General features: G+C 72.7%; 20 protein-coding genes. 12 read left to right on the forward strand and 8 right to left on the reverse strand.

Features of this window, described 5'->3' with window-relative positions; all coding sequences use genetic code 11:
• Window positions 1–616 precede the first annotated feature (616 nt).
• Window positions 617–961, forward strand: a complete 345-nt coding sequence (locus tag ACH4E8_RS21150; protein ID WP_398450367.1) for a hypothetical protein — start codon at window positions 617–619, stop codon at window positions 959–961.
• A 9-nt stretch (window positions 962–970) separates the two neighbouring features.
• Here the strand turns inward: ACH4E8_RS21150 and ACH4E8_RS21155 are convergent, their stop codons facing one another.
• A complete protein-coding gene (locus ACH4E8_RS21155; protein ID WP_398450369.1) occupies window positions 971–1,951 on the reverse strand; it encodes a zinc-binding dehydrogenase in 981 nt (326 codons plus the stop codon).
• 61 nt (window positions 1,952–2,012) lie between these two features.
• On the opposite strand from ACH4E8_RS21155, the gene ACH4E8_RS21160 reads away from it, so the two are divergent.
• Window positions 2,013–2,321 (forward strand): ArsR/SmtB family transcription factor, encoded by a 309-nt coding sequence (locus ACH4E8_RS21160; protein WP_398450371.1) that lies wholly within the window; start codon window positions 2,013–2,015, stop codon window positions 2,319–2,321.
• 65 nt (window positions 2,322–2,386) lie between these two features.
• On the opposite strand, the gene ACH4E8_RS21165 is transcribed toward ACH4E8_RS21160, so the two are convergent.
• Window positions 2,387–2,980: a TetR/AcrR family transcriptional regulator gene (locus tag ACH4E8_RS21165; protein ID WP_398450373.1), complete on the reverse strand. Its 594-nt coding sequence runs from the start codon at window positions 2,978–2,980 to the stop codon at window positions 2,387–2,389.
• Between the two features lie 243 nt (window positions 2,981–3,223).
• Between ACH4E8_RS21165 and ACH4E8_RS21170 the strand changes: the two genes are divergently transcribed.
• Complete coding sequence (locus tag ACH4E8_RS21170) at window positions 3,224–4,243, forward strand: aldo/keto reductase (protein ID WP_398450375.1); 1,020 nt, start codon at window positions 3,224–3,226, stop codon at window positions 4,241–4,243.
• A gap of 445 nt (window positions 4,244–4,688) precedes the next feature.
• Here ACH4E8_RS21170 and ACH4E8_RS21175 read toward each other — a convergent pair whose 3' ends face one another.
• Window positions 4,689–5,168, reverse strand: coding sequence for a CGNR zinc finger domain-containing protein (locus ACH4E8_RS21175; protein ID WP_398450377.1), 480 nt, complete (start codon window positions 5,166–5,168; stop codon window positions 4,689–4,691).
• A gap of 107 nt (window positions 5,169–5,275) precedes the next feature.
• Between ACH4E8_RS21175 and ACH4E8_RS21180 the strand changes: the two genes are divergently transcribed.
• Window positions 5,276–6,142, forward strand: a complete 867-nt coding sequence (locus ACH4E8_RS21180) for an alpha/beta fold hydrolase (RefSeq protein ID WP_398450379.1) — start codon at window positions 5,276–5,278, stop codon at window positions 6,140–6,142.
• Window positions 6,143–6,218: 76 nt separating this feature from the next.
• Here ACH4E8_RS21180 and ACH4E8_RS21185 read toward each other — a convergent pair whose 3' ends face one another.
• Window positions 6,219–6,830 (reverse strand): choice-of-anchor C family protein, encoded by a 612-nt coding sequence (locus ACH4E8_RS21185; RefSeq protein ID WP_398450381.1) that lies wholly within the window; start codon window positions 6,828–6,830, stop codon window positions 6,219–6,221.
• 188 nt (window positions 6,831–7,018) lie between these two features.
• Window positions 7,019–8,203, reverse strand: coding sequence for an acyl-CoA dehydrogenase family protein (locus tag ACH4E8_RS21190; protein ID WP_398450383.1), 1,185 nt, complete (start codon window positions 8,201–8,203; stop codon window positions 7,019–7,021).
• 484 nt (window positions 8,204–8,687) lie between these two features.
• On the opposite strand from ACH4E8_RS21190, the gene ACH4E8_RS21195 reads away from it, so the two are divergent.
• The 8 genes from ACH4E8_RS21195 (at window position 8,688) to ACH4E8_RS21230 (ending at window position 19,586) form a co-directional block, all read left to right on the forward strand.
• Window positions 8,688–9,836, forward strand: coding sequence for an HAD family hydrolase (locus tag ACH4E8_RS21195; protein ID WP_398450385.1), 1,149 nt, complete (start codon window positions 8,688–8,690; stop codon window positions 9,834–9,836).
• Between the two features lie 2 nt (window positions 9,837–9,838).
• Window positions 9,839–10,363: a gluconate 2-dehydrogenase subunit 3 family protein gene (locus ACH4E8_RS21200; protein ID WP_398450387.1), complete on the forward strand. Its 525-nt coding sequence runs from the start codon at window positions 9,839–9,841 to the stop codon at window positions 10,361–10,363.
• Complete coding sequence (locus ACH4E8_RS21205) at window positions 10,360–12,030, forward strand: GMC oxidoreductase (RefSeq protein ID WP_398450389.1); 1,671 nt, start codon at window positions 10,360–10,362, stop codon at window positions 12,028–12,030. Before ACH4E8_RS21200 ends, ACH4E8_RS21205 begins: the two co-directional genes overlap by 4 nt.
• A gap of 30 nt (window positions 12,031–12,060) precedes the next feature.
• Window positions 12,061–13,251: a hypothetical protein gene (locus tag ACH4E8_RS21210; RefSeq protein WP_398450391.1), complete on the forward strand. Its 1,191-nt coding sequence runs from the start codon at window positions 12,061–12,063 to the stop codon at window positions 13,249–13,251.
• A 4-nt stretch (window positions 13,252–13,255) separates the two neighbouring features.
• Window positions 13,256–14,557, forward strand: a complete 1,302-nt coding sequence (locus ACH4E8_RS21215; RefSeq protein ID WP_398450393.1) for a hypothetical protein — start codon at window positions 13,256–13,258, stop codon at window positions 14,555–14,557.
• A gap of 44 nt (window positions 14,558–14,601) precedes the next feature.
• Window positions 14,602–17,148, forward strand: a complete 2,547-nt coding sequence (locus ACH4E8_RS21220) for a S8 family serine peptidase (protein WP_398450395.1) — start codon at window positions 14,602–14,604, stop codon at window positions 17,146–17,148.
• Entirely contained in the window at window positions 17,145–18,767 is a 1,623-nt protein-coding gene (locus ACH4E8_RS21225) for a glycerophosphodiester phosphodiesterase family protein (RefSeq protein WP_398450397.1), read from the forward strand. Before ACH4E8_RS21220 ends, ACH4E8_RS21225 begins: the two co-directional genes overlap by 4 nt.
• Before the next feature lie 585 nt (window positions 18,768–19,352).
• A complete protein-coding gene (locus ACH4E8_RS21230; RefSeq protein WP_398450399.1) occupies window positions 19,353–19,586 on the forward strand; it encodes a hypothetical protein in 234 nt (77 codons plus the stop codon).
• A 28-nt stretch (window positions 19,587–19,614) separates the two neighbouring features.
• Here the strand turns inward: ACH4E8_RS21230 and ACH4E8_RS21235 are convergent, their stop codons facing one another.
• Genes ACH4E8_RS21235 through ACH4E8_RS21245 form a run of 3 tightly spaced genes read right to left on the reverse strand, consistent with a single transcriptional unit; the run spans window position 19,615 to window position 24,780 of the window.
• The gene (locus ACH4E8_RS21235; RefSeq protein WP_398450401.1) at window positions 19,615–21,801 is read right to left on the reverse strand and encodes a bifunctional serine/threonine-protein kinase/ABC transporter substrate-binding protein; all 2,187 of its coding nucleotides are present in this window, start codon (window positions 21,799–21,801) and stop codon (window positions 19,615–19,617) included.
• A 49-nt stretch (window positions 21,802–21,850) separates the two neighbouring features.
• Window positions 21,851–23,974: a bifunctional serine/threonine-protein kinase/ABC transporter substrate-binding protein gene (locus ACH4E8_RS21240; protein ID WP_398450403.1), complete on the reverse strand. Its 2,124-nt coding sequence runs from the start codon at window positions 23,972–23,974 to the stop codon at window positions 21,851–21,853.
• The gene (locus ACH4E8_RS21245) at window positions 23,974–24,780 is read right to left on the reverse strand and encodes a hypothetical protein (RefSeq protein ID WP_398450405.1); all 807 of its coding nucleotides are present in this window, start codon (window positions 24,778–24,780) and stop codon (window positions 23,974–23,976) included. Before ACH4E8_RS21245 ends, ACH4E8_RS21240 begins: the two co-directional genes overlap by 1 nt.
• Window positions 24,781–24,961: the final 181 nt, after the last annotated feature.

The raw sequence follows: 24,961 nt of genomic DNA on the forward strand, positions 1-24,961 counted from the left end.
CTCGACGGAACAACGCGGGAAGACTGTCAGCACCACACCGCACAGGGCAAACACCGCAAAACGTGATGAATGGTTTCTCTCGCGCCTCCTCCCGGCCAGAGCATCAGTGAGCACCGCGAAGGCCCGCGGGAGTGTCACGGTCACGCCAGGTCCCTGCGCGCCCCCAACCGGGACGGCCCCGCCCCCGCGCCCCGGAGCAATCCTCCCGCCGCCGTCCCCGCCGACCCTGCGGCACCCCGGATCGGACGCGCGCAGGCGCACGCCCCCACCCCCGCCCGAGCTCCCGCCCGCCCCGTCGCCCCCGCGCGCCACACTGCTGGCGGCGGCGGCCGATCAAGGGCTGTGGTCCGGCACTTCCTCGCCTCGGCCACCTGAGCAGCCGTAGCCGTTCACGGTCGCGGTTCCATCGGATTCGTCCGCTCCGGGGTTTGGCGGCAGAAACCCGGGAGCGAGCGGTTGTCCACTTCGAGCCCCGGGGACTGTTGGACAAGTCTCGACTCGTCCACGCTGGGGAACGGGCCTCGGCGGCCTCGGGAGCGTGCGGCCGCCGCACTGGGCTTCCCGATCAACGAAGGGATTCGGCATGCGAAAAACGTTTGCCCGTACGCTCGTCTGCTTGGCTGCCGTGCTCCTGTCGGCCGGCGTGACGCTGGTTCCGGCTTCAGCCGCCGCTCGGGCTCCGGCGCCCGAGATCTGCATCCCGGAGGCGCCCGTGTGCCACGGCATCAGGGGTGATGCGACGCTGGGATACCGGTACTGGTTCACCGTCAAGCCCCCGCCGGCCGACCGGAGGATCGCCTTCACCGTGAACGGTGCACAGGCTGCTGGACACGTGAGTCTGGAGTGGAGCAGCACGGTGCTGAGGGGCGAGTTCACCCCCACGCCTGCGTTGGCCGTCGGCGACAGGGTGTGCATGTACCTCGGCTCGGGGCCCAACGGCTACTGCAGCAACGTGAGGTGACGGCTCGCATCAGTGGACGGCGATGGCGATCTTGCCGCGGGGGCGTCGGCGGCCCTCTCCGGTGGAGCCGCCTTCGAGCAGCGCGTGTGCCTGGGCGATGTCGGCCAGCGGTAGTACGGCGCCGATCACCGGGCGGAGCTTGCCCTGGTCGACCAGGCGGCCGAGTGCTTCGAGCTTCGCCCGGCCGGCGCCGGCGAAGAGGAAGTGGTAGGTGGCGTTGACGCCCCAGGCGGCGAGCAGGTTCTGCGGTTCGGGGATGTCGACGATGGTCACCACGCGGCCTCGGTCGATGAGGACTTCCGGGCTGCGGGTGAGGGTGTCGCCGCCCACGGTGTCCAGGACGACGTCGACCCCGCCCAGCTCGCGGACCTGTGGCACGTAGTCGCCGGCGGAGAAGTCGATCGCGTGGTCGGCGCCCAGTTCGGTGACGAACGCGTGGTCCCTCGCCCGGGCGGTGGTGACCACCTCGGCCCCGAGCGCGCGGGCGACCTGGATGGCGGCGGAGCCGACTCCGCCCGCTCCGCCGTGCACCAGGACCCGTTCGCCGCCCCGCACTCCGGCACGTTCGACCAGCGCTTCCCACGCCGTCACGCCGACGAGTGCGAGGCCGGCGGCCTCGACGTGCGACAGGCGTGCGGGCTTGGGGGCGATCAGGGCCTGGTCGACGACGTGGAACTCGGCATAGGTCCCCTGCCCGGCGAAGACCGGCGCCAGGTACCAGACCTCGTCGTCCGGCTGGAAGTCGTCCGCCCCGGGGCCGGTCCCGACCACCACGCCGGACACGTCGTTGCCGATGACCGCGGGCAGCGCCACCTGGTCGCGGTAGTCGCCGCGCCGGGTTTGCAGGTCGAGTGGGTTCACGGACGTGGCCGCCACGCGCACCAGCACCTGACCGGGCCCCGGAGTGGGTCTCGGCAGCTCTCGGGTGGCGAACGCGGTGTCCGCGGTACCGAAGCGGACGAGTTCCATCACACGCATCGAAGTCGACATGCGATGAACATAGATCGTCATATCGCGAATCGTCAATGCGTGATTGCGTTACGATCGGTGCGTGTTCTCGGAGGCGGAGTTGCAGGCGGTGTTCCGGGCCCTGTCCAACCCGGCCCGGCGCCAGATGTTGGTGTGGCTCAAGGAGCCGATGAGCTTCCCCGGCCAGGAGCCCGAGGACGTCGAGATCGGCGTCTGCGTGACCGACATCCAGCGGCGCATGGGGTTGGGGCAGTCGACCACCTCGCAGTACCTCGCGATGCTGCGGCAGGCGGGGCTGGTGGTCGCCACCCGGCGGGGCAAGTGGACGTACTACCGCCGCGACGAGGCGAACATCGCCCGCCTCCTGGACACCCTGCGCGACGTGTTCTAGACCCCGGCGCCGTTGACCCCGACGCTGTTGAACCTTCCGTACGCACCGAAGGGGCGTCGTCGGCGTCAGGGTGACTGCGGTTGCCGCAGTCCCTGGAGCAGCAGTTCGATCAGCCGGCGCGGGTCGTAGCGGGGGTCGCTGTCGCGCCCGATGCAGAGGTTTCCGATGCCGCGCATCAGTTCGTAGGCGTGCGTGCCGGGCTTGATCTCGTCTGCGGCGACCGCGGCGTCCAGCAACTGGGAGCAGACGGGTACCAGGCGGTCGAGGAAGTAGGCGTGCAGCGCGTCGAATCCGCTGTCCGCCTGTGGCGTGTTGGCGAGTCCGTGCTTGGTGGCCAGGAAGTCGACGAAGAGGTCAACCCACTGGTGGAGGGCGGCGAAGGGGGAGTCGGCGTCGGCCAGCAGGGTCGGGCCGGCCTCGGCGCACGCTTCGACCTGATGGCGGTAGACGGCGACGGCGAGGTCCGCCCGGGTCGGGAAGTGGCGGTAGATCGTCCCGATGCCGACGCCGGCCCTGGCCGCGATCTCGCGGATCGGTGCGTCGATGCCGGAGGTGGCGAACACCTCGGCGGCGGCGGCGAGGAGCGTCTGCTGGTTGCGCAGCGCATCGGCCCGCTTGCTGCGGCTCGGCGCCTTCGCGGGCAGGTCTGCTGGGGGCACCACGATCTCCGTCCGGAAGGATTGACTAAACGGAACGGTGTTCCGTATCGTATCTGGAACAAGGTTCCGCTTCGAGTCTAGCCGAGGCGGGCCTCCGTTCGCCTCCCCTGTCGCCGGCCGGCGCGACCGGCAGCAAAGCCGCGGGAAGGGGGGCGTGATGCTCCGCTCGCATGTGGCGGCACGGCCCGGGGTCGGCGCCACGCAGCGCCGGCATCCACCAATCCGTCATGGAGGAACGCAGCCATGCAGTACCGCACCTTGGGCCGCACCGGAGTGCAGGTCAGCTCCCTCGCGCTCGGCGCGATGAACTTCGGCAGGATCGGACGCACCACCCAGGACGAGGTCACCGCGATCGTCGACGCCGCCCTCAACGCCGGGATCAACCTCATCGACACCGCCGACGTGTACAGCGGCGGCGAGTCGGAGGAACTGGTCGGCAAGGCCATCGCCGGCCGCCGCGACGACGTCGTGCTCGCCACGAAGGCCGGCATGCCGATGGGCGAGGACCGCAACCGGCGGGGCGGCTCGCGCCGCTGGCTGGTCACCGCGTTGGACGACAGCCTGCGCCGCCTCGGCGTCGACCACGTCGATCTCTACCAACTCCACCGGTGGGACCCGAGCGTCGATGACGAGGAGACCCTGTCCGCCCTGACCGACCTCCAGCGTGCCGGCAAGATCCGCCACTTCGGCTCGTCGACGTTCCCCGCGCACCGCGTCGTGCAGGCGCAGTGGGCCGCCCGCGAGTACCGCCTGAGCCGTTACGTCACCGAACAGCCCAGTTACTCGATCCTCCAGCGCGGGGTCGAGGCCCACGTCCTGCCCGTGGCGGAGGAGTACGGCCTCGGTGTGCTCGCGTGGAGCCCGCTGGCCTCGGGCTGGCTGTCCGGCGCGGTCCGCGAGGGCCGGGAGGTCACCACCAACCGCTCCACCTTCATGCCGCAGCGCTTCGACACCGCGCTCCCGGCCAACCGGGCCAGGTTGGACGCGGTCGAGCAGCTCGCCAAGGTCGCCGACGACGCCGGACTGACGATGATCCAGCTCGCCCTCGGCTTCGTGACCGCGCACCCGGCCGTGACCAGCGCGCTCATCGGCCCCCGCACGTTGGGCCACCTGCACTCGCAACTCGCCGCGGACGACGTCGTGCTCTCCGGTGACGTGTTGGACGCGATCGACGCCGTCGTGGCGCCCGGAGTCGATCTCGCCGCGCACGAGAAGAACGACACCCCGCCCGCGCTGCTCGACCCGGCGCTGCGCCGCCGGTAGCCCTCCCTCCGGGCGGCCCGCCGTTTCCCGGGCGCCCGGCTGAGGCCGGGGCGCTTGTCGGCCGTGGCGCCCGCACGGTCCCGCGCGCTTGCCTGCTGGGCTGGACGTGGCCGCCGCGGTCCAGTGGGTGCGTTTGGTCTCGGCGCCCCTGTCTCGCCGCCGCCATCCCTGTGTCTGCGGGCTGTAGGTGGAGGTTTTTCGGGGGCGTGGGGGTACCCCCACGCCCTTCGGGCGCAGGAGGCGGAACTGCGCGACCAGCCCACCACCGGGCCGCAGCGGTCATGATTCCCGCGGGAAAGCGGCGAGGTGTTGAGGTGGTGCTGTGGCCCCAGGCCCTCTGGGACTGCGCGGGGCGGGGCTGCGCGAACAATCGCAGACGGGTTGCAGAAGCCAACGCTCCCGCTGGGGGGCGGCCGCTACGTCCGGACGGGCGAAGGGCGGAAAGCTACCGGGTGCGCTCGTAGTGGCGGCGGGCCTTTGCGCGGTTGCCGCAGGCGGCCATCGAGCACCAGCGGGCGCGGTTGGCGCGGCTGCGGTCGAGCAGGAACAGCTGGCACGCGTCGTTGGCGCAAGGGCGCAGCCGGCCGGGCATGTGCTGCTCGGTGGCGGCCCAGGCGAGGACCGTCTCGACGGCCAGTCGGGCGTGCGGGGGAGTCTCGACCGTCCACTCAAGGCCGTCCGACGTGACCTCCGGGGTCTGGCGGACCCCTTCGAGCAGTGGGCTCAACGCGGTGGGCGAACTGTCTCCGCGCACGACGTCCCGCAGGACGTCCCGTGCCTCGCGCAGCAGCGTCAGTTCCGCGAGGCTGCCGTCGCCGCCGTGCGCCCGCGCCCAGCGCCTGCCGTCGGCCGGGTCGCCGAGTGCGTCCCGTTCTTCGCCGTTGACCAGCGGCCTGCTGTTGAGCAGGTCCAGCACCAAGTCCATCGCCGCGCCACTCCTCGCCTAACCGGATCGATTCATTTGACAGGTTAGCTCCTTCCGTGCTTACGTGGCGAATAGCTAACCGGATCAGATGCGTAAAGGGGTTAGAAATGAGCTCGGTGCACCACCGGACCGCCACCGTCGACGGCCATCGGATCTTCTACCGCGAAGCCGGCCCCGCCGACGCTCCCGCGATCGTCCTGCTGCACGGCTACCCGACCAGCTCGTTCATGTTCCGCGAGCTCATCCCGCTGCTCGCCGACCGCTACCGCGTCATCGCGCCGGACCACCTCGGCTTCGGCCACTCCGACGCCCCACCCGCAACGGAGTTCGACTACACCTTCGACGCCCTCACCGAACTCACCTCAGGGCTCCTCGACCAACTGGGCCTGGATCGCTACGCCCTCTACGTCCAGGACTACGGCGCCCCCATCGGCTGGCGCCTCGCACTCAAGCACCCCGAACGGATCTCCGCCCTCGTCACCCAGAGCGGCAACGGATACGAGGACGGCTTCGTCGAGTCGTTCTGGGCCGGCCTCTGGGCCTACGGGGCGAACCCCGGCCCTGACACCGAGCCCGCCGTCCGCGCCGCGCTGGGTTTCGACGCCATCCGCTGGCAGTACCTGCACGGCGTACCCGACCCGAGCCTGGTCAGCCCGGACACCTGGGAGCACGACCACGCCCTGGTCTCCCGCGAGGGCAACGACGAGATCCAACTCGCGCTCTTCCGCGACTACCAGAACAACCGCCCCCTCTACCCGCTGCTGCACGAGTACCTGCGCACCAGCGAAGTTCCGGTGCTCGCCGTCTGGGGCCGCAACGACGAGATCTTCGGCCCGGAAGGAGCCCGCGCCTTCGCCCGCGACGCCAAGGACGCGGAAGTGCACCTGATCAACGGCGGCCACTTCCTCCTGGAGAGCCACCTCGACACCGTCGCGGGCTATCTCCGCGGCTTCCTCGGACGCGTGCTGGGTTAGGGCCGGTCTCACGGGTCAGGCTGGATCAGTGGAGGGCCCTCCACCGATCCGGCCTGACCCGTAAGACACGCACTGGTCACCGCGCCGTGCAGGACGGGCAGGAAGACGCGCTCGGCTCGATGCAGACGTCGTCGATCACCGGGCCGTTGGCGGCCGTCGCGCCGGTCGTGCTCAGGAAGGCGATCGACGTCGTGGCCGCGCCCGCCACGAAGGTGAACTGGCGGGTCACGTAACCCATCGCGCCGTAGGTCTTGCCGGTGACGTCGAAGGAGAAGCTCTGGAACTCCTGGCCGTCGATGAGGACCTTGCCCGTCTTCACGGCGGGGGCGAGGTCGGTCGGGTTGCCGGCCAGCGCGTACGTGACCTTGTACGCGGTGCCGGGGCTCGTGGTGAAGGTCTGCGTCACCGCGCCCGTGCCGTTGAGGTCGACGGACTGGTCACCCTCGGCGGCCTGCCAGGTGCCGGCGCCGATCAGGTCGACCGCGCTGAGGGACACGGACCACGGGCCGACGTCCTGTCCCGGGAAGTACGGCGTGAAGAGGTTCGCGGGCGCCCGCGGGTACTCGAAGCTGCCGTCGTGGAACCGGGTGGCGGGCGGCGGCGCCGCGGCCGCCGTGGTGCTGACGCCGGCACCTGCCAGCAGGGCGACCGCGGCCGCGGCAGCGGCGAAGGCGCGCACTGAGAACATGGGGCTCTCCCTGGGACGTGGCGGTCAGGCTCGCGCGGTCCCGGACGGGACGCTCCGCACCGGCCGGGAGCCGACGATCCACGCTACGGCGGCCGGGCCGCCCGGGTGAAGGCGCCGAGAGCCGTCCCGAACGGCGCCTACGGGCACGCGGTGGCGCCCAGTTCACCTCCGCGCGCCCCGGACGCCGCCTAGAGGAACGGCGTCCCGGCGTCCAGCCCCGACAACACCCTGCCGTACAGCTCCAGGTTGGCGGCGGGGTTCACGTACGAATGCAGGTTCAGGGCGTTCAGGTCCCGCACGATCCGTTGGATCGGGGCCTCCCGGTGCAGTGACGAGGCGCCCGAAGCCGAACCGACCAGGTCGGCGGCCTCCTTGCACAGCCGCGCCAGATAGCCGCACTGCGCCCTGACCCGGGCCCGCTCCTTCGCCGTGTACGGTTCCCCGCTCGCCGCCTTGGACTCGATCAGCTCCACCAGGTCGGCGGTGATCAACTCCGCGGCGGAGACCTTCATCTCGGCCTCGGCGAACTGGAGGTGCGTCACCGGCGCCTCGTGCTGGCGCTCGTAGAAGGTGTACGTGATGCCCCGCCGGTGGATCCGCTCCTCGAACTCCGCCAGGGCCGCCCGCCCCATGCCGACGGCGTTCCCGGCCGCCCAGGCGCAGAACAGCAGCAGCACCGGCATCCGGTAGAACGGGTCCCCGCTGTTGCGCTGCGAGGGGAACGAGCCCTCCAGCATCGGCCCCACCGGCAGGACGCGATGGGCGGGTACGTACACGTCCCGGGCCGCGACGGTGTTGCTCCCGCTGCCGGCCAGACCGGTGACGTCCCAGTCGTCCAGCACCTGGAGCTCGACCATGGGGATCGCCAGCCACAACATCTCCGGCGGCCCGTCCCCGGTGTGGTGCAGCGCGGTCAGCAGGTGCCAGCCGGCGTCCTGACAACCGGTGGCGAAGGGGGAGTTCCCGTTCACCACGTAACCGCCGTCCACCGGGACGGCCTTCGAACTGGGGATCAGGGTCCCGCTGATCCGCACGTCGGGAACGGTGAAGATCTCGTCCTGGGCCTCGTCGGGGAACAGGGCCGCGATGAACGCCGTACCGACCTGGATCATCGCCGTGTACCCGGCCGACCCGCACGCGACGGAGATCTCGTTCAGCACGTCGATCTGCGTGCGTAACGACGACTGGTAACCGCCGTAGTGCCGGGGGACGCCCATGCGGAGCACCCCGGCGTCCGAGAGGGCTTTGAGGACCTCGCCGGTCACCCGCCGCTGCTGCTCCGCGCGGTGCGCGTGCGCGCGGATGAGCGGAAGGTGTTCGCGGACGCGTTCGACGAGATCGGCGTCCGGGCGGGGAGTTGCGGGACCGGCCAAGGGGAGACCTCCGGCTTCGGGTCACGGGAGAACCCTCACCGTGACGCCGATCCCGGCGGCTGTCAATGCCGCCTCAAGGGCGTCGCCGGCTGCGCCTCGGGGCCACTTTCCCCCGGGGGGCCCGGGGGAAAGTGGCGGCGCCGCGAGTCCGGGGCCACCATGGAAGAAAAGGGGACGAAGCCAAAGGTGTTCGTCTCCTGTCCGGAGGTCTGAGCGACGACCCGGCGTCGAGGCGCCGTGGCCTCGGAGCATCCGGACGCCCCCTCGTGTCGATCGGTGCGCAGGGAGGACCCTCGCGCACGGAAACCGCGGACTCCCCGTGGCGGTCTCCCGCGGCCACGGGCCGTCAGCGCGTCGCGCACCGCACCCCCGCGCCGATCGGTCCGCAGGCGGTGCGCCCAACTCCCTCCGAACCACGGCCCGGTCGCCCCGCGACGCCGTGTCCGGCTCGCTCGCACGCACCCGTCCAGGGAAGGGGCGTCCCATGCCCGCCACCACCGTCGACTGCGACGCGGTCTTCTTCGACCTGCGCGACACCCTCGGGGACGTCGACCGGCCCGGCCACCTCGCGCTGTACCGCCCCAGCACCGAGAAGCTGCTCGACGCCATGCGGGACCTGGTGGGGCTGCGGGTCGGAGTGATCACCAACCTGCCCGCCGACGTCAGTGCCGAGCAGGGGCACCGGATGATCGCCGAGGCCGTCGTCGCCGAGGACGACGGCAGCGTCGTGCACCTCTCCGACGTCCTCGACCCGCAGGGCATCGTGATCAACCACGAGGCCCACCTGGACAAGCCCGACCCCGCCATCTACCGCTACGCGGCCGAACAGATGCACGTGCCGATCGAGCGGTGCCTGTTCGTCGGGGAGAACCTCATCGAAGTGCTCGCCGCCCAGGCCGCCGGCATGCGGAGCACGCTCAAGCCGTCGCCGCCCGGCAAGGAGTTCCAGCCCGCGGTGATCACCCGGCAGGGGGAGTCGGTCCGCGACAGCGGCCGTGCCTTCGAGGAGTCCCTGGAACAGGAACACCTGCTCGGCGAGCGGATCTTCGCGTGCGGCAGCCGCATCGTGCGCGGGCTCGACTCCGTGGAGCGGGCACAGGACATCCCACCGGGCGTGCGGACCGCGATGGGGATGTTCGTGTACACCCTCACCAACTTCGCGGACCAGGCGCACCTGAAGGCGGAGGAGGCGATCGTGCCGCTGGCCGTCGCGCGCGGCATGCCGCCCGAGGACGCCCGCTGGATGTTCGACCAGCACGACCAGGCCCGCGCCTACTGGGAGGCGATCCGGGTCGCCTGGCAGCGGATCCAGCACGGCGACCCGCGCGACGTGGCCTTCGCGATCTCCGACTTCCGCCGCTGCACGGAGGGCTTCGTCCAACTCTTCCGGGCGCACGCGACACGTGAGAACGACGAGCTGTACCCGGAACTGGGCCGGCACCTCACCGACGCGGACGACGCGACCGTGCTCTCCATCGTCCACCACACCGGGCCGCCGGACATCGGCCCCTACGCGGAGATCGTCGGCGCGATGGAAGAAGCGCTCGACGCCGCGGGCATCCCGGAAGACGCCGGTGCAGATGCCGCACACGGCACCGCGACCGGGGCGCCCCCGACCGCCGGAAAGGTCTGACCATGTGGATCCTGCGACCGCCCGACACCGGCTGCTTCGACAAGGACCAGCGGCGCGCCGTCGAGGTGCTCTTCGACGCGGTCCTGCCCGGTGGACCCCAACGGCCCGGCGCGGCCGACGCCGACGCCGCCGAATACGTCGACCGCCTCCTCGCCATGGGCCCCGAGACGCACCCCGAGATCCCGGCGTGGCGCCTGGCCTACCCGGTGCTGCTCGCCGCACTCGACACCGCCGCGCAAGGGGCGTACGGCGGACGCGGCGTCGCCGACCTCGACCGCAGCGAGGCCACCGCGCTGCTGCGCGACCTGGCGGCCGGGACCGTGCCCGGCTGGCCCGCCGAGGCCCTCGCCCAGCCGGCCGCCTTCGCCCTGCTGCGGGCCCACTGCATCGAGGGCTGCTTCGGCGACCCGCGCTGGGGCGGCAACCGCGACGCGGTGATCTGGCGCTGGTACGGCTACCCCACGCCGGCCCGCCCCTTCACCCGCCCCGCGGGCGACACCGCCGACCGGCCCGAGGAGCAGCCATGACCACCACGAACAGCGCACCCGGCCCGTACGACGCGATCGTCGTCGGAGCCGGCGCGGGCGGCGGCACAGCGGCCCGCGTGCTCACCGCACGGGGACGCCGCGTCGCCGTGCTGGAGAAGGGCCCGCTCCCGGCCGCCGACGACTTCCTGCCCTACGACGAACTGCACTTCCACACCCACAAGACGCTCATCCCGCACCGCGACACCGACCCCAACATCTACATGGCCGGCCCCGACCAGGACCGGCCCACCCGGGTCGAGCGCTGGTGGAACGTCAACATGGTCGGCGGCGCGACCACCGTGTGGGACGCCAACGTGCCCCGCTACACCGAGGAGGACTTCCGCGTCCTCGACCACCTGAACGACGTACCGGCGGACGCCCACATGGTCAACTGGCCCTGGACGTACCACGAGTTCGAGCCCTGGTTCGAGCGGGCCGAGCAGGAGTGGGGCGTCTCCGGGCGGGCCCGCCAGTCCCCGGCCCAGGAGCCGATCCGGAACGGCTACGACTACGCGATGCCGCCGCTGCGCCCGCACGCCGCCGTGCCGTTCCTGACCGAGGCGTTCGGCCGCGCCGGAATGCGGCCCTACCTCGGCCCCCGGGCGATCAACTCCCGCGTGTACGACGGCCGCCCCGCCTGTTCGTTCTGCGGCTTCAACCAGTTCTTCGGCTGCGGCCTGAACTCGCGGGCGTCGGCGCTGAACACGGTGCTCCAGCGCGCCCTGGCCACCGGCCGCTGCGACCTGCTGACCGGGCACTGCGTGACCCGCCTCGTCCACGAGGACGGTCGGGTGCGCGGCGTGATGTACCGCACCGAACCCGGCGGCCCCGAGCAGTTCCTCGGCGCGTCCCAGGTGCTGGTGTCCATCCAGACCATCGAGTCGGCCCGGCTGTTCCTCGTGTCGCAGGTGCCCGACCCCAACCGGATGATCGGCCGCTACCTGACGTACCACACCCACGGAAGCGCCGAACTGACCCTGCCGCTCCAGCCCGTGTGGACCGGCGACGGCGCCCAGCAGCCCTCCACCGCGATCGGTTCCCTGCAACTGCGCGACCTGTACGTGGTCGACGACCCCGCCACCCCGGTCACCAAGGCCGGCAAGTTCTCCGTGTACGACCCCTACACGTGCGTGCCGCCGGTGCGGCTGGCCAAGGGCGGGGCGCTCGGCCCCGGCCGCGGCGGGCTGTGGGGCGAGGACCTCTACACCTACCTCGACGAACTGCGCCACCAGGGCGGCGTGTACTTCTCCTTCACCGGCGAAGCGCTCTCCCTGTACGACAACCGGGTCGAACTCGACCCCGACGTCAGCGACCCGTGGGGCGTGCCCGCCGCCCGGATCTGGTATCGGCACCACGCATACGACCTGGCCGCGGCCCGCTACGCCATCGACCGCGTGGTGCAGGTGATGGCCGACGCGGGCGGCGAGTTGCGCGGCTATGACGTGCCCGGCGCGGAGAACCCCGGCTACGGACACGTCCAGGGCACGCTGCGTGCCGGCGCCGACCCCGGCGCCGCCGTGCTCGACGAGAACTGCCAGTCGCACACCGTCGCCGGGCTCTACGCGCTGGACTGCGCGTTCATGCCGACCGCCGGCGCCTCCAACCCCACCCTGACGATGCTCGCCAACGCCTACCGGGTGTGCGAGCAGCTCCCCGACCCCGACTGAGGCGCACGCCCCGAAACGAAAGGCAGCACCATGGACACCCTGGACGAACGGGTCGACATCGCCCGTGACCTGTTGTCCGCCGGGATCACCCCGGCCGACCTCGAAATCTCGCCCGACCTCGCCGCGGCGCCGGAGGGTGCCGTGCTCGCCGCCGACCTCGGGCTCGACTTCCCCGACGGGCTCGCGCCCGTCCCCCAAGCCTTCGACGTCGTACCGCCCACGGACGCCGCGCTGCCCCGCGCCGACGTCGTCGTGATCACCTGGACCGTCGAGGAACAGGACGCCCTCGCCGACGTGTTCACGCAGGGCTTCGGGCGGCTGAAGTGGTACCGGTACACCCGCCGCTTCGAGGAGCACTACCGGCCGCTGATCAGGAAGAGGGCGCCCGCGTTCGCCGCCGGCCGGCTGGGCTCGTACTTCCCGGTCCTGCTCGGCGATCTGAAGGTGCTCTGCATGAAGTCCGAACTCCACCTCAACCAGGACGGCATCAAGACCGGCGCGGGGACCGCCACCCTGCCCGTCCGGGACTTCTTCAAGCAGATCATCGAGGAGGTCAGGCCGCGGGTGATCGCCACCATCGGCACCTCGGGCAGCGTCTTCGCGAACTTCCCCCTGGGCGACGTGGTGGTCACCCGCGCGGCCAAGTTCCGCTGCCAGAAGGAGTTCCTCAACGAGGAGTTCAACAAGCAGCAGTTCCAGTCCGACTGGACGCTTCCGCTCGACCGGATCGAGGACGCACAGACCCTCATGCACCGCTTCACCGAGCAGCTCAGGGAACCACCGCTCGGCCCCCCGTCCACCCGCTTCCCCTTCGACGGTCCGCTGATCGAACCGCCCGACAACGTACCGTCCGTCCGCATCGAACAGGACGCGCGGGACATGGACGAGTTCCACCCGATCCTGACCACCGACTACTTCGAGTACGGCACCTCCACCAACGGCCTGGAAATCGAGGGCGCCGCCGTCGAGATGGGTGACGCGGTGCTCGGTCTGGCCGTGGCCGACCTCACCGAAGCGGGCGCTGACCACGTGCCCGACTGGGTGGTGGTCCGCAACATGTCCGACCCCCAGATCAACGGCGAACTGCCCACCAAGAAGTTCCGCCTCAACCCGCAGACCATGTGGGCGGTGGGCTACTACAAGGCGTACGGCTACTGGACCAGCGTCTGCGGAGCGCTCACCACGTGGGGCCTGCTCGCCGGGATCTCCGAGGCGGGTTGAGACGATGCCCGACCCACCGCCCCTCACCCGGCTCCCCATCGAGGTCGAGCTGCTGTTCGAGCTCATGCCGTGCAACGCCCTGCGCACCTCGCAGTACGCCGGCCCCGGAGCCCACCCGTGCGCCTACTTCCGCGAGTGGGGCACCTACCACGCCTACGACTACGACGCCGACGAGCCGCCGCCGGACCCGTCGATCGTGCGGCCCTCGCACTACACCGGCCGGATGACCCCGCTGCCGGAGCCCCTCTCCGGCTGCCGCAAGGCGCCCGTCCTCGCCGTCGGCATCAACCCCAACCTGCCGGGCTGGTGGCCCGACGGCCACGGCTCGCTCACCCCCGACTTCGACTCCGTGCGCCAGTACGCGCACTACTTCCGGTACCGAGGGGTGTTCAAGCCCGAACTGCCCGACGACGCGTACCACGCCTTCGGCGGCGGACCCGACGACGACCCCCTGGCCGGGGTCCCGCTCACCGTTCCCGAGGACGCACACGGCCGCCGGGAGATCCCCGTCCGCGAACAGCCGCAGCGCATGTACCTCGTGTACCAGGAACTGCTCGACGCCCTCGGTGCGGAACTCGGCCTCGACCCGGGCACGCTCGCCGTCGGCGAGGACCTGTCGTACGGCAACATGGTCGCCTGCGCCTCGGCCAAGTGGACCACCCAATCCGATCCGCACGACCCCGACCTGCCGCCGATGACCGAGGACCAGCGCTCGGGGATCGTCCACGAGTGCTTCCGCACTCGACGCCACCTGCTGCGCCAGATGTTCCAGTCGCTGCCCGCCGTGGTCCTCGTCCTCGGGCAGAGCACCGCCAACGCGTTCACCGGCGAACTCGCCGACCGCCTCGCTCCCGCACTCGAACCGAACACCCCCATGGCGGAGCTGATGGCGACCGAGGTCCGGCTCGTCTACGGCACCCTCGACGACGGCGAGGAACTCGACGCCCGGGTGCTGTTCGCCCCGCACCCCACCGGTCACCCCGACGACTACGCGCAGGCCAGACCGCTGGTCGTCCAGCAACTCCTGCACGAGGCCCGCTCCGGCCGACTGGGTCAGGACGAACGCATCGGGCACCTGACGCGCCCCCGCGGCTCGTGCTCCTTCTGCCCCCTGCTCGACATCGGCCCCTGCCCGTACGCCGACGTCCTCACGCCGCTGCCCGGCGGCGGCCCAGCCCTGCTGGCCGACGGAGCGACACCCACCGGGGCGGAGAAGCGCACCCAACTGCGGCTGCTCGACGGCATCACGGAACGAGCCGCACCCGTCGGCGAGGTCTGGGCGCACACCGACGACCGGGAGGACTGACGCCCCGCCCCACCCACGGCAGCACCTGCGAACGGGAGACCACGATGTCCGGCAGCGTCGACCCCGGGGGAGCGCTGGAGCGGCAGTACCGCATCGCCGTCTACTTCGACACCCAAGAGGAAGCGGAGCGCATCGAGGCCGTCGTCGGCGACCGGACGCAGCGCTACCAGGGCGTCGTCCTCGCCGAAGCCTCCGGGGAGCAGATCGCCCGACTGCGCGCGGACGGCTACCTCGTCGACGTCCGCGCCGACCTCACTGCGGCCGAACGGACCGTCCGCAACGCGCCCGCCGTGCCGGACGCACCACCCGGCACCGAAGGCCCGCAGAGCATGCTGCCCCCGCGCGGCGCCGGCGCGGCCGGCACCACCGACCGGGCCCCGACCGACCCTGAGTTCGTGGCCGACCTCACCGAACGCGCCGCGCAGGCGTACGGGCAGGGCACGGCCGACGCGGCGATCACCGCGCCCCTCACCGTCCCTTCGGGCGAGCCGGACCACAACACCTACCTGGTGCGCCTGCGCGGCCCGCTGGACGGGGACCGCCGTGCCGCACTCGCCGGGATCGGGGCCCGCGTCGTCCAGTTCCAGCCTCCCGGCACGTACCGCCTCCGCCTCACCCCCGAACAGCGCGATCAGGTCGCCGGCCTGCCGTGGGTGATCGCGGTACGTCCCTGGGGCCTCGCCGACACGGTGACCCCCGCACTCGGCGACGTGCTTGAGCGAGCGGACCAACCCGCCGCCGGCCCGCACCTCCTCGCCGACGAGGGCGCCGCCGCACCGGAGGCCCACGACGACACCTTCGACGTCCTCGTGCACGACCCCCTCGACCTCACCACCCTGCGCCCCGTCCTGGCAGCCACCCCCGGCGTCGAAGTGCTCGCCGCCGTCGACGTCATGCTGCGCTTCCGCACCGACCTGACCGGGGACCGACGGCGCGACCTGCTCGCCGTGCTCGCCGCCCGGGACGAGACCCGACAGATCACGCCCTACCGACCGCCGCTGCTCTACGCCGACCACGCCCGTCGGCTCGTCGGCGTGGAACGCATCGGACCGCGGGCCGAGCCCGCCGCGCCGCCCGCGCCGGTGCCCTGGACCGGGAAGGACGAGATCGTCGCCGTCTTCGACAGCGGCGTGGACGCCACCCACCCCGACCTCGTCGACCGCATCGCCGTCAGCGAATCCCTGGTCGGCGGCGACGCGTTCGACGTCTGCGGCCACGGCACCCACGTGGCCGGCATCATCGTCGGCTCCGGCGCCGCGAGCGGCGGCCTGATCACCGGCGTCGCCCCCGGCGCCCGGCTGGCCGCCTTCCGCGTCTTCGACGAGGACAACCGGCTGCGCACCGGCCCGAGCCTCGGCCCGATGCTCACCCGCGCCGTCGACGCCGGAGCGCGCGTCATCAACCTCAGCTGGGGCAACCCGCTGTCCGGCACCTACGACCAGTACTCCCTCGCCGTGGACAAGTTCGTCGCCGAACACCCCGACGTGCTCGTGGTCGTCGCCGCCGGCAACAGCGGCGCCGCACCCAAGGGCACCCACGAGTTCAACACCTGCGGCACCCCCGCCACCGCCAAGAACGCCCTCACCGTCGGCGCGTGCGACACCGACCGCAACAACGACGGCCTCGCCGAACTGACCTGGGACCGCTTCCGCCAGCCCCAGTTCCCGCTGCCGCCGGCCGGCGGCGAGCACGTGTGCGGGGACCCCGACCTGCCCGCCGCGATCAGCAGCAGGGGCCCCAGCGACTACGGCAGCGTCGTGCCCCACCTGCTCGCCCCGGGCACCTTCGTGCTCGCCGCCCGCAGCAGCAGTCCCCAGATGGACCCCCGGCTGGCCTGGCGCGACTGCCCTGACCACGAAGGCCACTACATGTACCTCGGCGGCACCAGCATGGCCGCGCCCGTCGTCGCCGGCGCCGCCGCCGTACTGCGGCAGTACCTGCGCGAGGTGCACCGACTCGCCTCGCCGTCCGCCGCCCTCATGAAGGCCGTCCTCGTCGCCGCCACCCGCCGGCTGCCCTCACTGCGCCCGCCCCACACCCCCCAGGACCTCGGCTACCCCGACTTCGACCAGGGCTTCGGCCGGCTGGACCTGACCATCGTGCTGCCCACCCCCGACGCACCGGCGGACCGCCGGCTCGTGTGGGCCGACCTCCCCGACACCGACCCCGACGCGCTCGAAGCGTTCGCCGACCCGGACGGCACCCGGCGCGGTAGCCGCACGTACCGCCTCACCGTGCCGGACGGCCCGCACACCGACGACCTGCGCATCGTCCTGGCCTGGACCGACCGCCCCGGCAGCGCCGTGCAGAACAACCTCGACCTCGCGGTGACCACCCCCGACGGCACCATCCACGTCGGCAACGAGGAGCACACCTACGACAAGGTCCCCGGCTTCGACCGCAGCGCCGTGGCCCAACTCACCGGACTCCCGCTCGACCGCGCCAACACGGTCGAAGCCGTCCGGATCACCGCCCCGGCGCCCGGCGCCTACACGATCAAGGTGTTCGCACAGAACACCCCCTTCCCCGCTCAGGGGTACGCGGTGTGCGCCACCGGCCCGATCACGCAAGAGGAGCTGACGACGCCATGAGGATCGCCGCAATCGGCGGCAACGCCCTGCACGCCCCGCCCCACACCCGCACAGCACTGACGTCCGCGTACGTCCAGGGCGCCGACGTCCTCGTCTTCGACGTCGCCGTGACCGCCGACGGACGCGTGGTGCCCGGCTCCGACCGAGGGCTGCCCCGCCAGGCCGGCTCGACGGCCACCGTCGGCGAACTCACCCTCACCCGGCTGCGCGCGCTCGACCTGAGCACCGCCTTCGCGCTGCGCGACTCCCCGCACTTCCGCTACCGGCCACCGGGCCACGCACCCGTGCGCGTCGAAGCCCTCGACGACCTCGTCGACGCCCTGCCCGACGACCTCACCTACGTGCTGCGGGTGAGCAGCGGCGGACCGGACGCGGTCGCCGCCGCCCTGGAGGTCTTCACCCGCCGCGCCGCCACCGCACGCCTCGTCATCGCCGCCGCCGACCCCGAACTGCTGCGCCACGCCCGCCGGCTCGACCCCGACACGGGCACCGCGCTGACCGGACCCCCGGCGGACGGCCCCGGCACCGGCCCCACCCCGGACCGGCTCGACGCCGCCCTCAAGGACGGCGCGCTCGACCTGGTCCTCGCCGGCCTCGACGACCTGACGGGCCCCGACGGGCGCCCCACCGAACTCGGCCGACGCCTGAGCGCGGCCAAGGGCCCGGACGGCGTACGACTCGGGGCGCTCGTCCTGCCCCGAGCCGCCCCGGCCCGGAACGACTACGTGCTCGCCGCCGTCCAGTCGTACACCTGGGCCGTCGGCACCGAGTCCACCTTCGACACCGGCGAAACCCTCCGCCCCGGCACCCGCCGGCTCGACGAGACGTTCGCCGGCACCCACGTCGACACCCGTCGCTTCGCCCTCGGCTACGCCAAGGCCAACCCGTACTGCCACGTCTTCCAGGACGACGGCATCCACATCCGCATCACCCCCTACCGGGGCGATGTCCAGCCGCCGGTGCCCGCCGACCCGATCGAGCGCCGCCTGGTCGAACTGGAGGAACGCACCTGGGACGCCCTCGGCGACTGGCCGTTCTACAGCGGCGGCGGCTTCGGCGTGCTCCACGGCCTGCGCGGTGACTTCGCCGCCGAGGTGCGGGTCGAGTCGGCCGTCGCGGCCCAGGCCACCATGTGCGAGATGGCGGCGGTGAACGCCGACCCCGGCACCCACCATCCGCCGTTCAACGACGACGGCACGCCCTTCGTCCCGCGCTCCTTCCGCGACAAGGACGCCTTCTACGACCCCCACGGCGCACCGCCGTTCGTCGGCGCGGAACACGACGAGGACGACGGCTACCGGATCAACTGGAACCTGGGCACGCTCTACGACACCAACCAGTACGGGCCGCCCGTCGGCGACGGCCGGGTGCTCGCGGCCCGGCTGCGGCTGGAGCGACGGGGCCCCTACTTCGCCGCGTACACCCGCAACGACGCCGACGCCCACGACTGGGTGTGCGTCGGGACGGTGCGCAACGACTCGATGAACGAGACCGTGCACCTGCGGTGCTCGGGCAAGCGGTGGCGCCAGGAGGACGCGGCGGACCCCACGCGCTTCGTGCCGATCCAGGCGAACGAGTTCGTCTTCCGGGACCTGCGGATCACGGGCTACTTCCGGTGAACGCCCGCACCTCGTCCGCCGCGGCGGAAGGCGGCCCGCGCCCGTGGATCGGGGATCGCCGTTCCCCGTCGACGAGGTGCCGTTGGCGCGGCTCGGTGAGCCCCCGTGGCCGCCCACGGCGCGACGGCCCTGCCGGTCACCCGGTCGGGCACGATGGTGATACGCGGGGCGTGAGTTGCCCGCGCCGGTGATCCGACCGGCTTCACCGGAGACGGGCACGTGGGGGAGCGCGGGCGGGAGGAACGCTCCCGCATCGCGCAGCTCGCGGACGACGTCGACGAGCGCGGCGACGGCGGGACGGGTGGTGTCGCGGCGCCAGACGATGCTGTGGCCGGCGAAGGGGCTCGGGTCGGTGAAGGGCCGGTAGACGACGCCGGCGAACGCTCGGGCCGCGGCGGCGCCGGTGCTGGTGAGGCCGACGGCAGAGCCGGTGAGCACCAGCGGGCGCAGCCTGGTCAGGAGGCGCGGGAGCGTCGTCACGCCGGGCCCCGGCGCTCGAACGGCACCGGAGCCCGGTGACCAGCGGCGACGCTACGATGCCTTGAACGGGAGCCCGATGCGCTCACGTTGCTCGAAGGGGGATGCGTGTCCGTACTCGGTGTGGCCCTGCTGCTGGTGTTGGTCGTCGTGGTCGTGGGTGTGGTGTGGCTGCTGTCGGAGTGGCGCCCGAAGCCCCGCTGGGTCAACCGCGACGGCCGCAGGTGCCCCGACTGCAGCGGCGGTCGTACGCGCACCGTCGTCAGCGACGACCGGCTGAACGGGATGCTGGAGTGCCGTACGTGCAGCCGGGTGTGGAACCCGGCGGACCACCGCGGCTGAGTCCGCGGCTCGGGGCCGTGCCGGTGGTTCACTTCACCTGGTCGTAGCGGCCCAGGTAGCGGAACGCCCCCTTGTCGACCCGGTAGAGGAACGCCGACTGCTCGGCCTGGAGCAGGTTGGTGCCGTCGGTCCGGAAGCGGATCGGCTTGGCCACGCCCTCGTAGGACGAGCGGAACACCCCCTCGGCCACCTCTCCGGGGGTGATGGACGCCCGTGAACCGAAGACGGTGAGGACGGCGGCGATCAGGCCCACCGCGTCGTGGGCCTCGGCGGACCAGCGGCCCGGGGGCGCGCCGTACCGTTCGCGGTGGGCGGCGGTGAACGCCCTGGCGCCCTTCGTGGTGCCCGACTGGACCTCCGTGTACGGCGCTTCGAACACCCAGCCCTCGGCAGCCGCGCCGGCGGCCGTCAAGAACTCCGGGCGCATCGTGGGCTCGAAGCCGGCGCGCGCACCCTTGAAGCCGGCCTCGGCGAGTGCACGGGCGCAGGCCGCCGCACGGACCGGCGAGGTGCCGGCGAAGACGACGGCCTGCGGCTCGCTGGCCAGCGCCGTACGGACCACCGCGGAGAAGTCGTCCCGGGAGGCGGGCATCACGTGCACCGATACCGTGCCGTCGACGTTGTGGTTGGGCGGAGAGCTGGCCAGGCTCCGAACGGTGCCGTGGAACGCCGAGCCTGCTTCGGCGTCCTGGACGATCGCCGTGCGGCTGCTGTCGGCCACCCGGGTCAGATAGGAGAGCACGGGGTAGGTGCGGTGCGAGCTGGACGCCCGGACCATGCACAGGGTGCGGAGACTGCCTGCGCCGGGCCCGGCGTCGTCCTCGTCCAGGGAGACGAAGAGGAAGGGCATCGACTCCGCCGCGTACAGGGGCGCGACGACGCGCGCGGCGGCAGGACTGTTGGGGCCGATCACGGCGCACACCGCGGGGTTGCCCAGCAGACGCCGGGCGGCCTGTTCGGCGGGCCCGGCCGCGCCGCGGTCGTCCTGGACCGTGAGGGCGAGCCGGAAGGGCACGTCCTTGCGGGCGTTGTGCGCGTCGATCGCGATCCGCGCCCCCCGCTCCTGTGCCGTGCTGACGTCCTTGAGGGGGCCGGACAGGTCCGCCTGGAGCCCGATCGTGCGGGTCGGCACCCGGCCCTCGGCCCCCGATCCGCCGGGGTCGCGGCGCGTCAGCAGGACGGCCGCGGCGGTCCCGGAAGCAGCGACGGCCGCCACCGCCGAACCGCCGATCGCCAACGCCCGGCGGCGGGTGGGCGGGCGCTCGCCGGCACCATCGGGCGGCGTCGTCACCGCGGGCGGCCGGGGCGAGCGGGGCGGCGGGTCCAGGGCCCGGGCCGACCGGTCGGCCACCAGACGCAGCGCATCCGGCGGCAGCCAGCCCTCGCCGCCGGAGCCCGCGAACGCCTCGCACACCTCCCGCAGTCCGGCCGCGGTAGGCCGTCCCGCGGGCCGCTTCGCCAGGCACGCGGTGATCACCCCGGCCAACTCCGGCGGCAACAGCGCGTCGAGCCCGTCGACGTCCGGCTCCTCGTGGACCGTGCGGTACAGCACCGCGCCGGGGTCCCCGGTCCCGAACGGCCGCCGCCCGGTGGTCGCGTACGCCAGTACGCAGCCCAGCGCGAACACGTCGCTGGGCGCCGCCACCTCGTCCCCCGAGACCCGCGTCTGCTCCGGGGCGAGGTACCCCGGCGTGCCGATCACCGCGTCCGGCGCGGTGAGCACCGTCAGGCCCGCGCCCTGGGCGATGCCGAAGTCGATCAGCCGGGGGCCGTCCAGGGCGAGCAGGATGTTGCCCGGCTTGACGTCCCGGTGCACCAGGCCCGCCGCGTGGACCTCCGTCAGGGCCTGCGCCAGCCGGGCACCGAGCACGGCGACGGCGTCCCCCGGCAGCGCACCGAGCGACGCGACCGCTTCGGCGAGCGAGGGGCCGGCCACGAACGCGGTCGCCAGCCAGGGCGCCGCGGCCTCCGCGTCGGCCGCCGTCACCGGGACCAGCCACCGCCCGACGAGCCCGCGCGCCAACTGCACCTCGCGGCGGAACCGGGCCCGGAACGCCGGGTCGGCGGCGTGCTCGGCGCGGATCACCTTCAGGGCGACGGGCGTGCCGTCGGCGCCGCGGGCCAGATAGACCGTGCCCATGCCGCCCGACCCGAGCCGGGCGAGCAGCCGGTGCCCGCCGAGCGACTCGGGGTCCTCGGGCCGTAGTGCGCGCATGTGGTGTCCCTCGCCGTCCCTCCCTGTTTGTACGGTCCGTGCCGAGCCGTCAGGCGGGCACGTTCACGGGGCCGACATAGGTGAACCGACCCTTCCTGACCGTGTGGTGGTGCACCTCCTTGGCCTTCAAATGACGGCTGTCGTTGAACGCGAAGGTGTGCGTCAACCCCTTGAACTGGACCTTCGTCAGGGCGTCGGCCAACTGCCGGCGGCCGCCGTCGGGACGGAGCGCGGAGATCCGGTCGACCAGCATGCGGGTCGCGTCGTACGCCTCCGCCGCACCGGCCGTCGGGGCGGCGCCGTAGCGCTTGCGGTAGGCGCTCGCGAAGGACCGCACCGGCGCGGCGTCGGGTCCGACGTGGGACGTGACCGTCTGCCAGCCCTCGCTCGCGGGGCCCGCGGCATCGATGAAGTCCGCCGTCGCCGAGTGCAGGTCGAGGAAGCGGGGCCAGGCGAGACCGCGTTCGCGCAGGGTGCGCGCCACCGTGGCGGCCCGCCGCGGCGTGCCCGTGTAGAAGAGGGCGTCCACGTTGCGCGCGAGCATGTCGGCCAGCACGGAATCCGGCCGGGCCCGCTCCGGGACCACCCGCACGAGCAGGTCGAGGCCGAGCATCCGGGCCGACTGGGTGGTCAGGTAGGTCAGCTCCCAGCGGGTGAGGCCGCCCACGCGGTCGACCAGCAGCGCCGGCCGCTTGGCGCCCAGCGCGGCGATCGCCGCCATCGTCCCGTAGGACGTGTACGGGCCCACCGGGGCGGCCTGGAAGTACCACTTCGGGGACGCGCGCAGCACGGCATTGGCGGTGATCGTCGAGACCTCGGACACCGAGACCAGCGGCAGCACGGCCCGCTCGTACAGCTCCAAGGCGCCGGTGAGCGAGTCGGGCCCGGTCGGGCCGATGACGGCCAGCACCTTCGGGTCGCTCGTCAGCGTCCGTGCCGCGCCTGCGGCACGGGCCGTCTCGCCCTTGTCGTCCATCACGTCGAGCAGGAGCGTGAACGGCTTGTCCGCCCGGTCGTTGAACTCCTCCACCGCCAGCCGGGCGGCCCGCGCCTGCGCGCTGCCCTCGGCCTTCCGCGGGCCGCTGAGGTCCGCGTGGACGGCGATGGTCCGCGTCGGGCCGGCCGCGGGCTTCTTCCCGTCGTCGCGTAGCCCCCACCACAGGGCCGTCCCGCCGCCCGCCGCCACCAGCGCCGCACCCCCGGCGGCCAGCGCGAGGAACCGGCGCCGCGCCGGCGCGGGCTGCGGCCCGTCGCCGTCCGACGCCAGCGTCGGCTCGATGCCCGGCAGCGCCAGCATCGCGTCCGAGCGCCGGGCGATCAGCAGCACCACCGGATCCGGCAGCCAGTCGACGGAGCCCTCCGGCGCGTCCTCGGTGAGCGCCTCGTCCACCTCGGCCGCGCTGGGCCGGTCCGCCGGGTCCTTGGCGAAACAGCGCCCGAGCAGCTCCCGTAGCTCCTCGTCCTGGACGCCCGTCAGATCGGGCGCGTCGTGCACGGTGCGGTACAGCAGCGCGTCCACCGCGCCGGCGCCGAACGGCAGCCGGCCCGTGGCGGCGTGGACCAGCACGCAGGCCAGTGAGAACACGTCGCTCGCCGCCCCCACCTCGCGGGCCCGCGCCTGCTCGGGGGAGAGGAACCCCGGCGTGCCCACCACCACGCCGGCCGAGGTCAACTCGGTCGCCTCGGCCGACGTGGAGCGGGCGATGCCGAAGTCGATCAGCCGCGGGCCGTCCATCGCCAGCAGCACGTTGCCCGGCTTGACGTCCCGGTGCACCAGACCCGCCGCGTGCACCGCGGCCAGCGCCCGCGCGAGCACCTTCCCCAACAGCCGCACCGCCCGCGACGGCAGCGCACCGCACTCCACGACCGCCTCGGCCAGCGACGGCCCCGGCACGAACGCCGTCGCGAGCCACGGCGACGCGGCCTCCGTGTCCGCGTCCAACACCGGCACCACCCACGGGCTCTGCACCTGCCGGGCGGTGACCACCTCGCGCCGGAAGCGGGCCCGGAACGACTGCTCCTCGGCGTACTCGGGTTGGATCACCTTCACCGCGGCCAGATCGCCGTTCCCGGCGCGCGCGAGATAGACCACGCCCATGCCGCCCGCGCCCAGCCGGCCGAGCAGCCGGTAGCCGCCGAGGCGCGAGGGGTCGGAAGGAAGCAGCCGATCCATCACTCGCCCTCCTTCCCGGCGGAGACTTCGGCGGACTTCCCGGCCGGGGAGGGCTCACCGGCCTTCCCCTTGGGCTGGCCCCCCATCTCCTTGCGCGCCCGGGACTCCATCGCCGGCAGCGCCTCGATGACGATCGGCATCAACGAGTCCGCGTCGTACCCGCGGCCCCCGCACACCGACGTCGAGATCACCAAGGAGCCGTACGTCACCTGCTGCCACCAGTACGGAAAAGGTCCGCCGTGCTTCTCACTGATGCACTCCCCGGACTCGTTCAGCGAGTCCTCGCTGAACAGGTTGGCGCCCTCGCCGCGTTTGAACGGCTGCGGTATCAGCTTGACCAACCGTTCGCCCTTGCGCAGCACCTGTTCCTGACAGTGGAGGGACTCCTCCAACATCCGGGACTGCTCCCAGGCGGCGTCCAGGGCCGTCCGGTGCACCGTGACCGTGGCCGAGAGCCGCACCCGCCCCTTGCCACCGGTCGGCGGCACCTCGAAGTGCCGGGTGAGCGAGGCCAGTACGTCCTTCGGCAACGGCTTGCGGTTCCAGACGCAACCGTCCTCCAGCACCGACCAGGTGCGCGGATCGCTCTCGTACGGCGCGGCCTTGCTCACCTCGATGCCGAAGTCCTTGGGCCCGGCGATCAACTTCCCGACCAGCTCCCGAGCCCGCTCCGGCGACGTGGGTTGCAACGCGGCGTCCGCCCCCGCCATCGGCTCCACCGGCGACACGGCCGGATCCGGCGACGCGACGACGACACCGTCCGCAGCCGCCTTCCCCTCCGCCCCGCCCCCGGTGCATCCCGCCACCAGCACTCCGCACACGGCAAGGGTTCCCCACCCCAACCGGGCTCTCCCATACGTCACGATCCCCGCCCTTTGCATCGTGTCCGCCCGACCCGCCCTCCGACGCGCCGCCCACCCGCGCTCCTGTGCGCCGGTCCGCGCCCTTAGCGATGCGTGCCGGACGCCGTACGGTTCCCGGGCGAGG

The organism is Streptomyces sp. NPDC017979, from assembly GCF_044328175.1.
Classification (GTDB): Bacteria; Actinomycetota; Actinomycetes; order Streptomycetales; family Streptomycetaceae; genus Streptomyces.

Coding starts and splice junctions, on each gene's coding strand:
- ACH4E8_RS21155 (WP_398450369.1), bottom strand. CDS start 1,951: ATGTCGACTTCGATGCGTGTGATGGAACTCGTCCGCTTCGGTACCGCG.
- ACH4E8_RS21170 (WP_398450375.1), top strand. CDS start 3,224: ATGCAGTACCGCACCTTGGGCCGCACCGGAGTGCAGGTCAGCTCCCTC.
- ACH4E8_RS21175 (WP_398450377.1), bottom strand. CDS start 5,168: ATGGACTTGGTGCTGGACCTGCTCAACAGCAGGCCGCTGGTCAACGGC.
- ACH4E8_RS21180 (WP_398450379.1), top strand. CDS start 5,276: ATGAGCTCGGTGCACCACCGGACCGCCACCGTCGACGGCCATCGGATC.
- ACH4E8_RS21185 (WP_398450381.1), bottom strand. CDS start 6,830: ATGTTCTCAGTGCGCGCCTTCGCCGCTGCCGCGGCCGCGGTCGCCCTG.
- ACH4E8_RS21195 (WP_398450385.1), top strand. CDS start 8,688: ATGCCCGCCACCACCGTCGACTGCGACGCGGTCTTCTTCGACCTGCGC.
- ACH4E8_RS21200 (WP_398450387.1), top strand. CDS start 9,839: ATGTGGATCCTGCGACCGCCCGACACCGGCTGCTTCGACAAGGACCAG.
- ACH4E8_RS21205 (WP_398450389.1), top strand. CDS start 10,360: ATGACCACCACGAACAGCGCACCCGGCCCGTACGACGCGATCGTCGTC.
- ACH4E8_RS21210 (WP_398450391.1), top strand. CDS start 12,061: ATGGACACCCTGGACGAACGGGTCGACATCGCCCGTGACCTGTTGTCC.
- ACH4E8_RS21215 (WP_398450393.1), top strand. CDS start 13,256: ATGCCCGACCCACCGCCCCTCACCCGGCTCCCCATCGAGGTCGAGCTG.
- ACH4E8_RS21220 (WP_398450395.1), top strand. CDS start 14,602: ATGTCCGGCAGCGTCGACCCCGGGGGAGCGCTGGAGCGGCAGTACCGC.
- ACH4E8_RS21225 (WP_398450397.1), top strand. CDS start 17,145: ATGAGGATCGCCGCAATCGGCGGCAACGCCCTGCACGCCCCGCCCCAC.
- ACH4E8_RS21235 (WP_398450401.1), bottom strand. CDS start 21,801: ATGCGCGCACTACGGCCCGAGGACCCCGAGTCGCTCGGCGGGCACCGG.
- ACH4E8_RS21240 (WP_398450403.1), bottom strand. CDS start 23,974: ATGGATCGGCTGCTTCCTTCCGACCCCTCGCGCCTCGGCGGCTACCGG.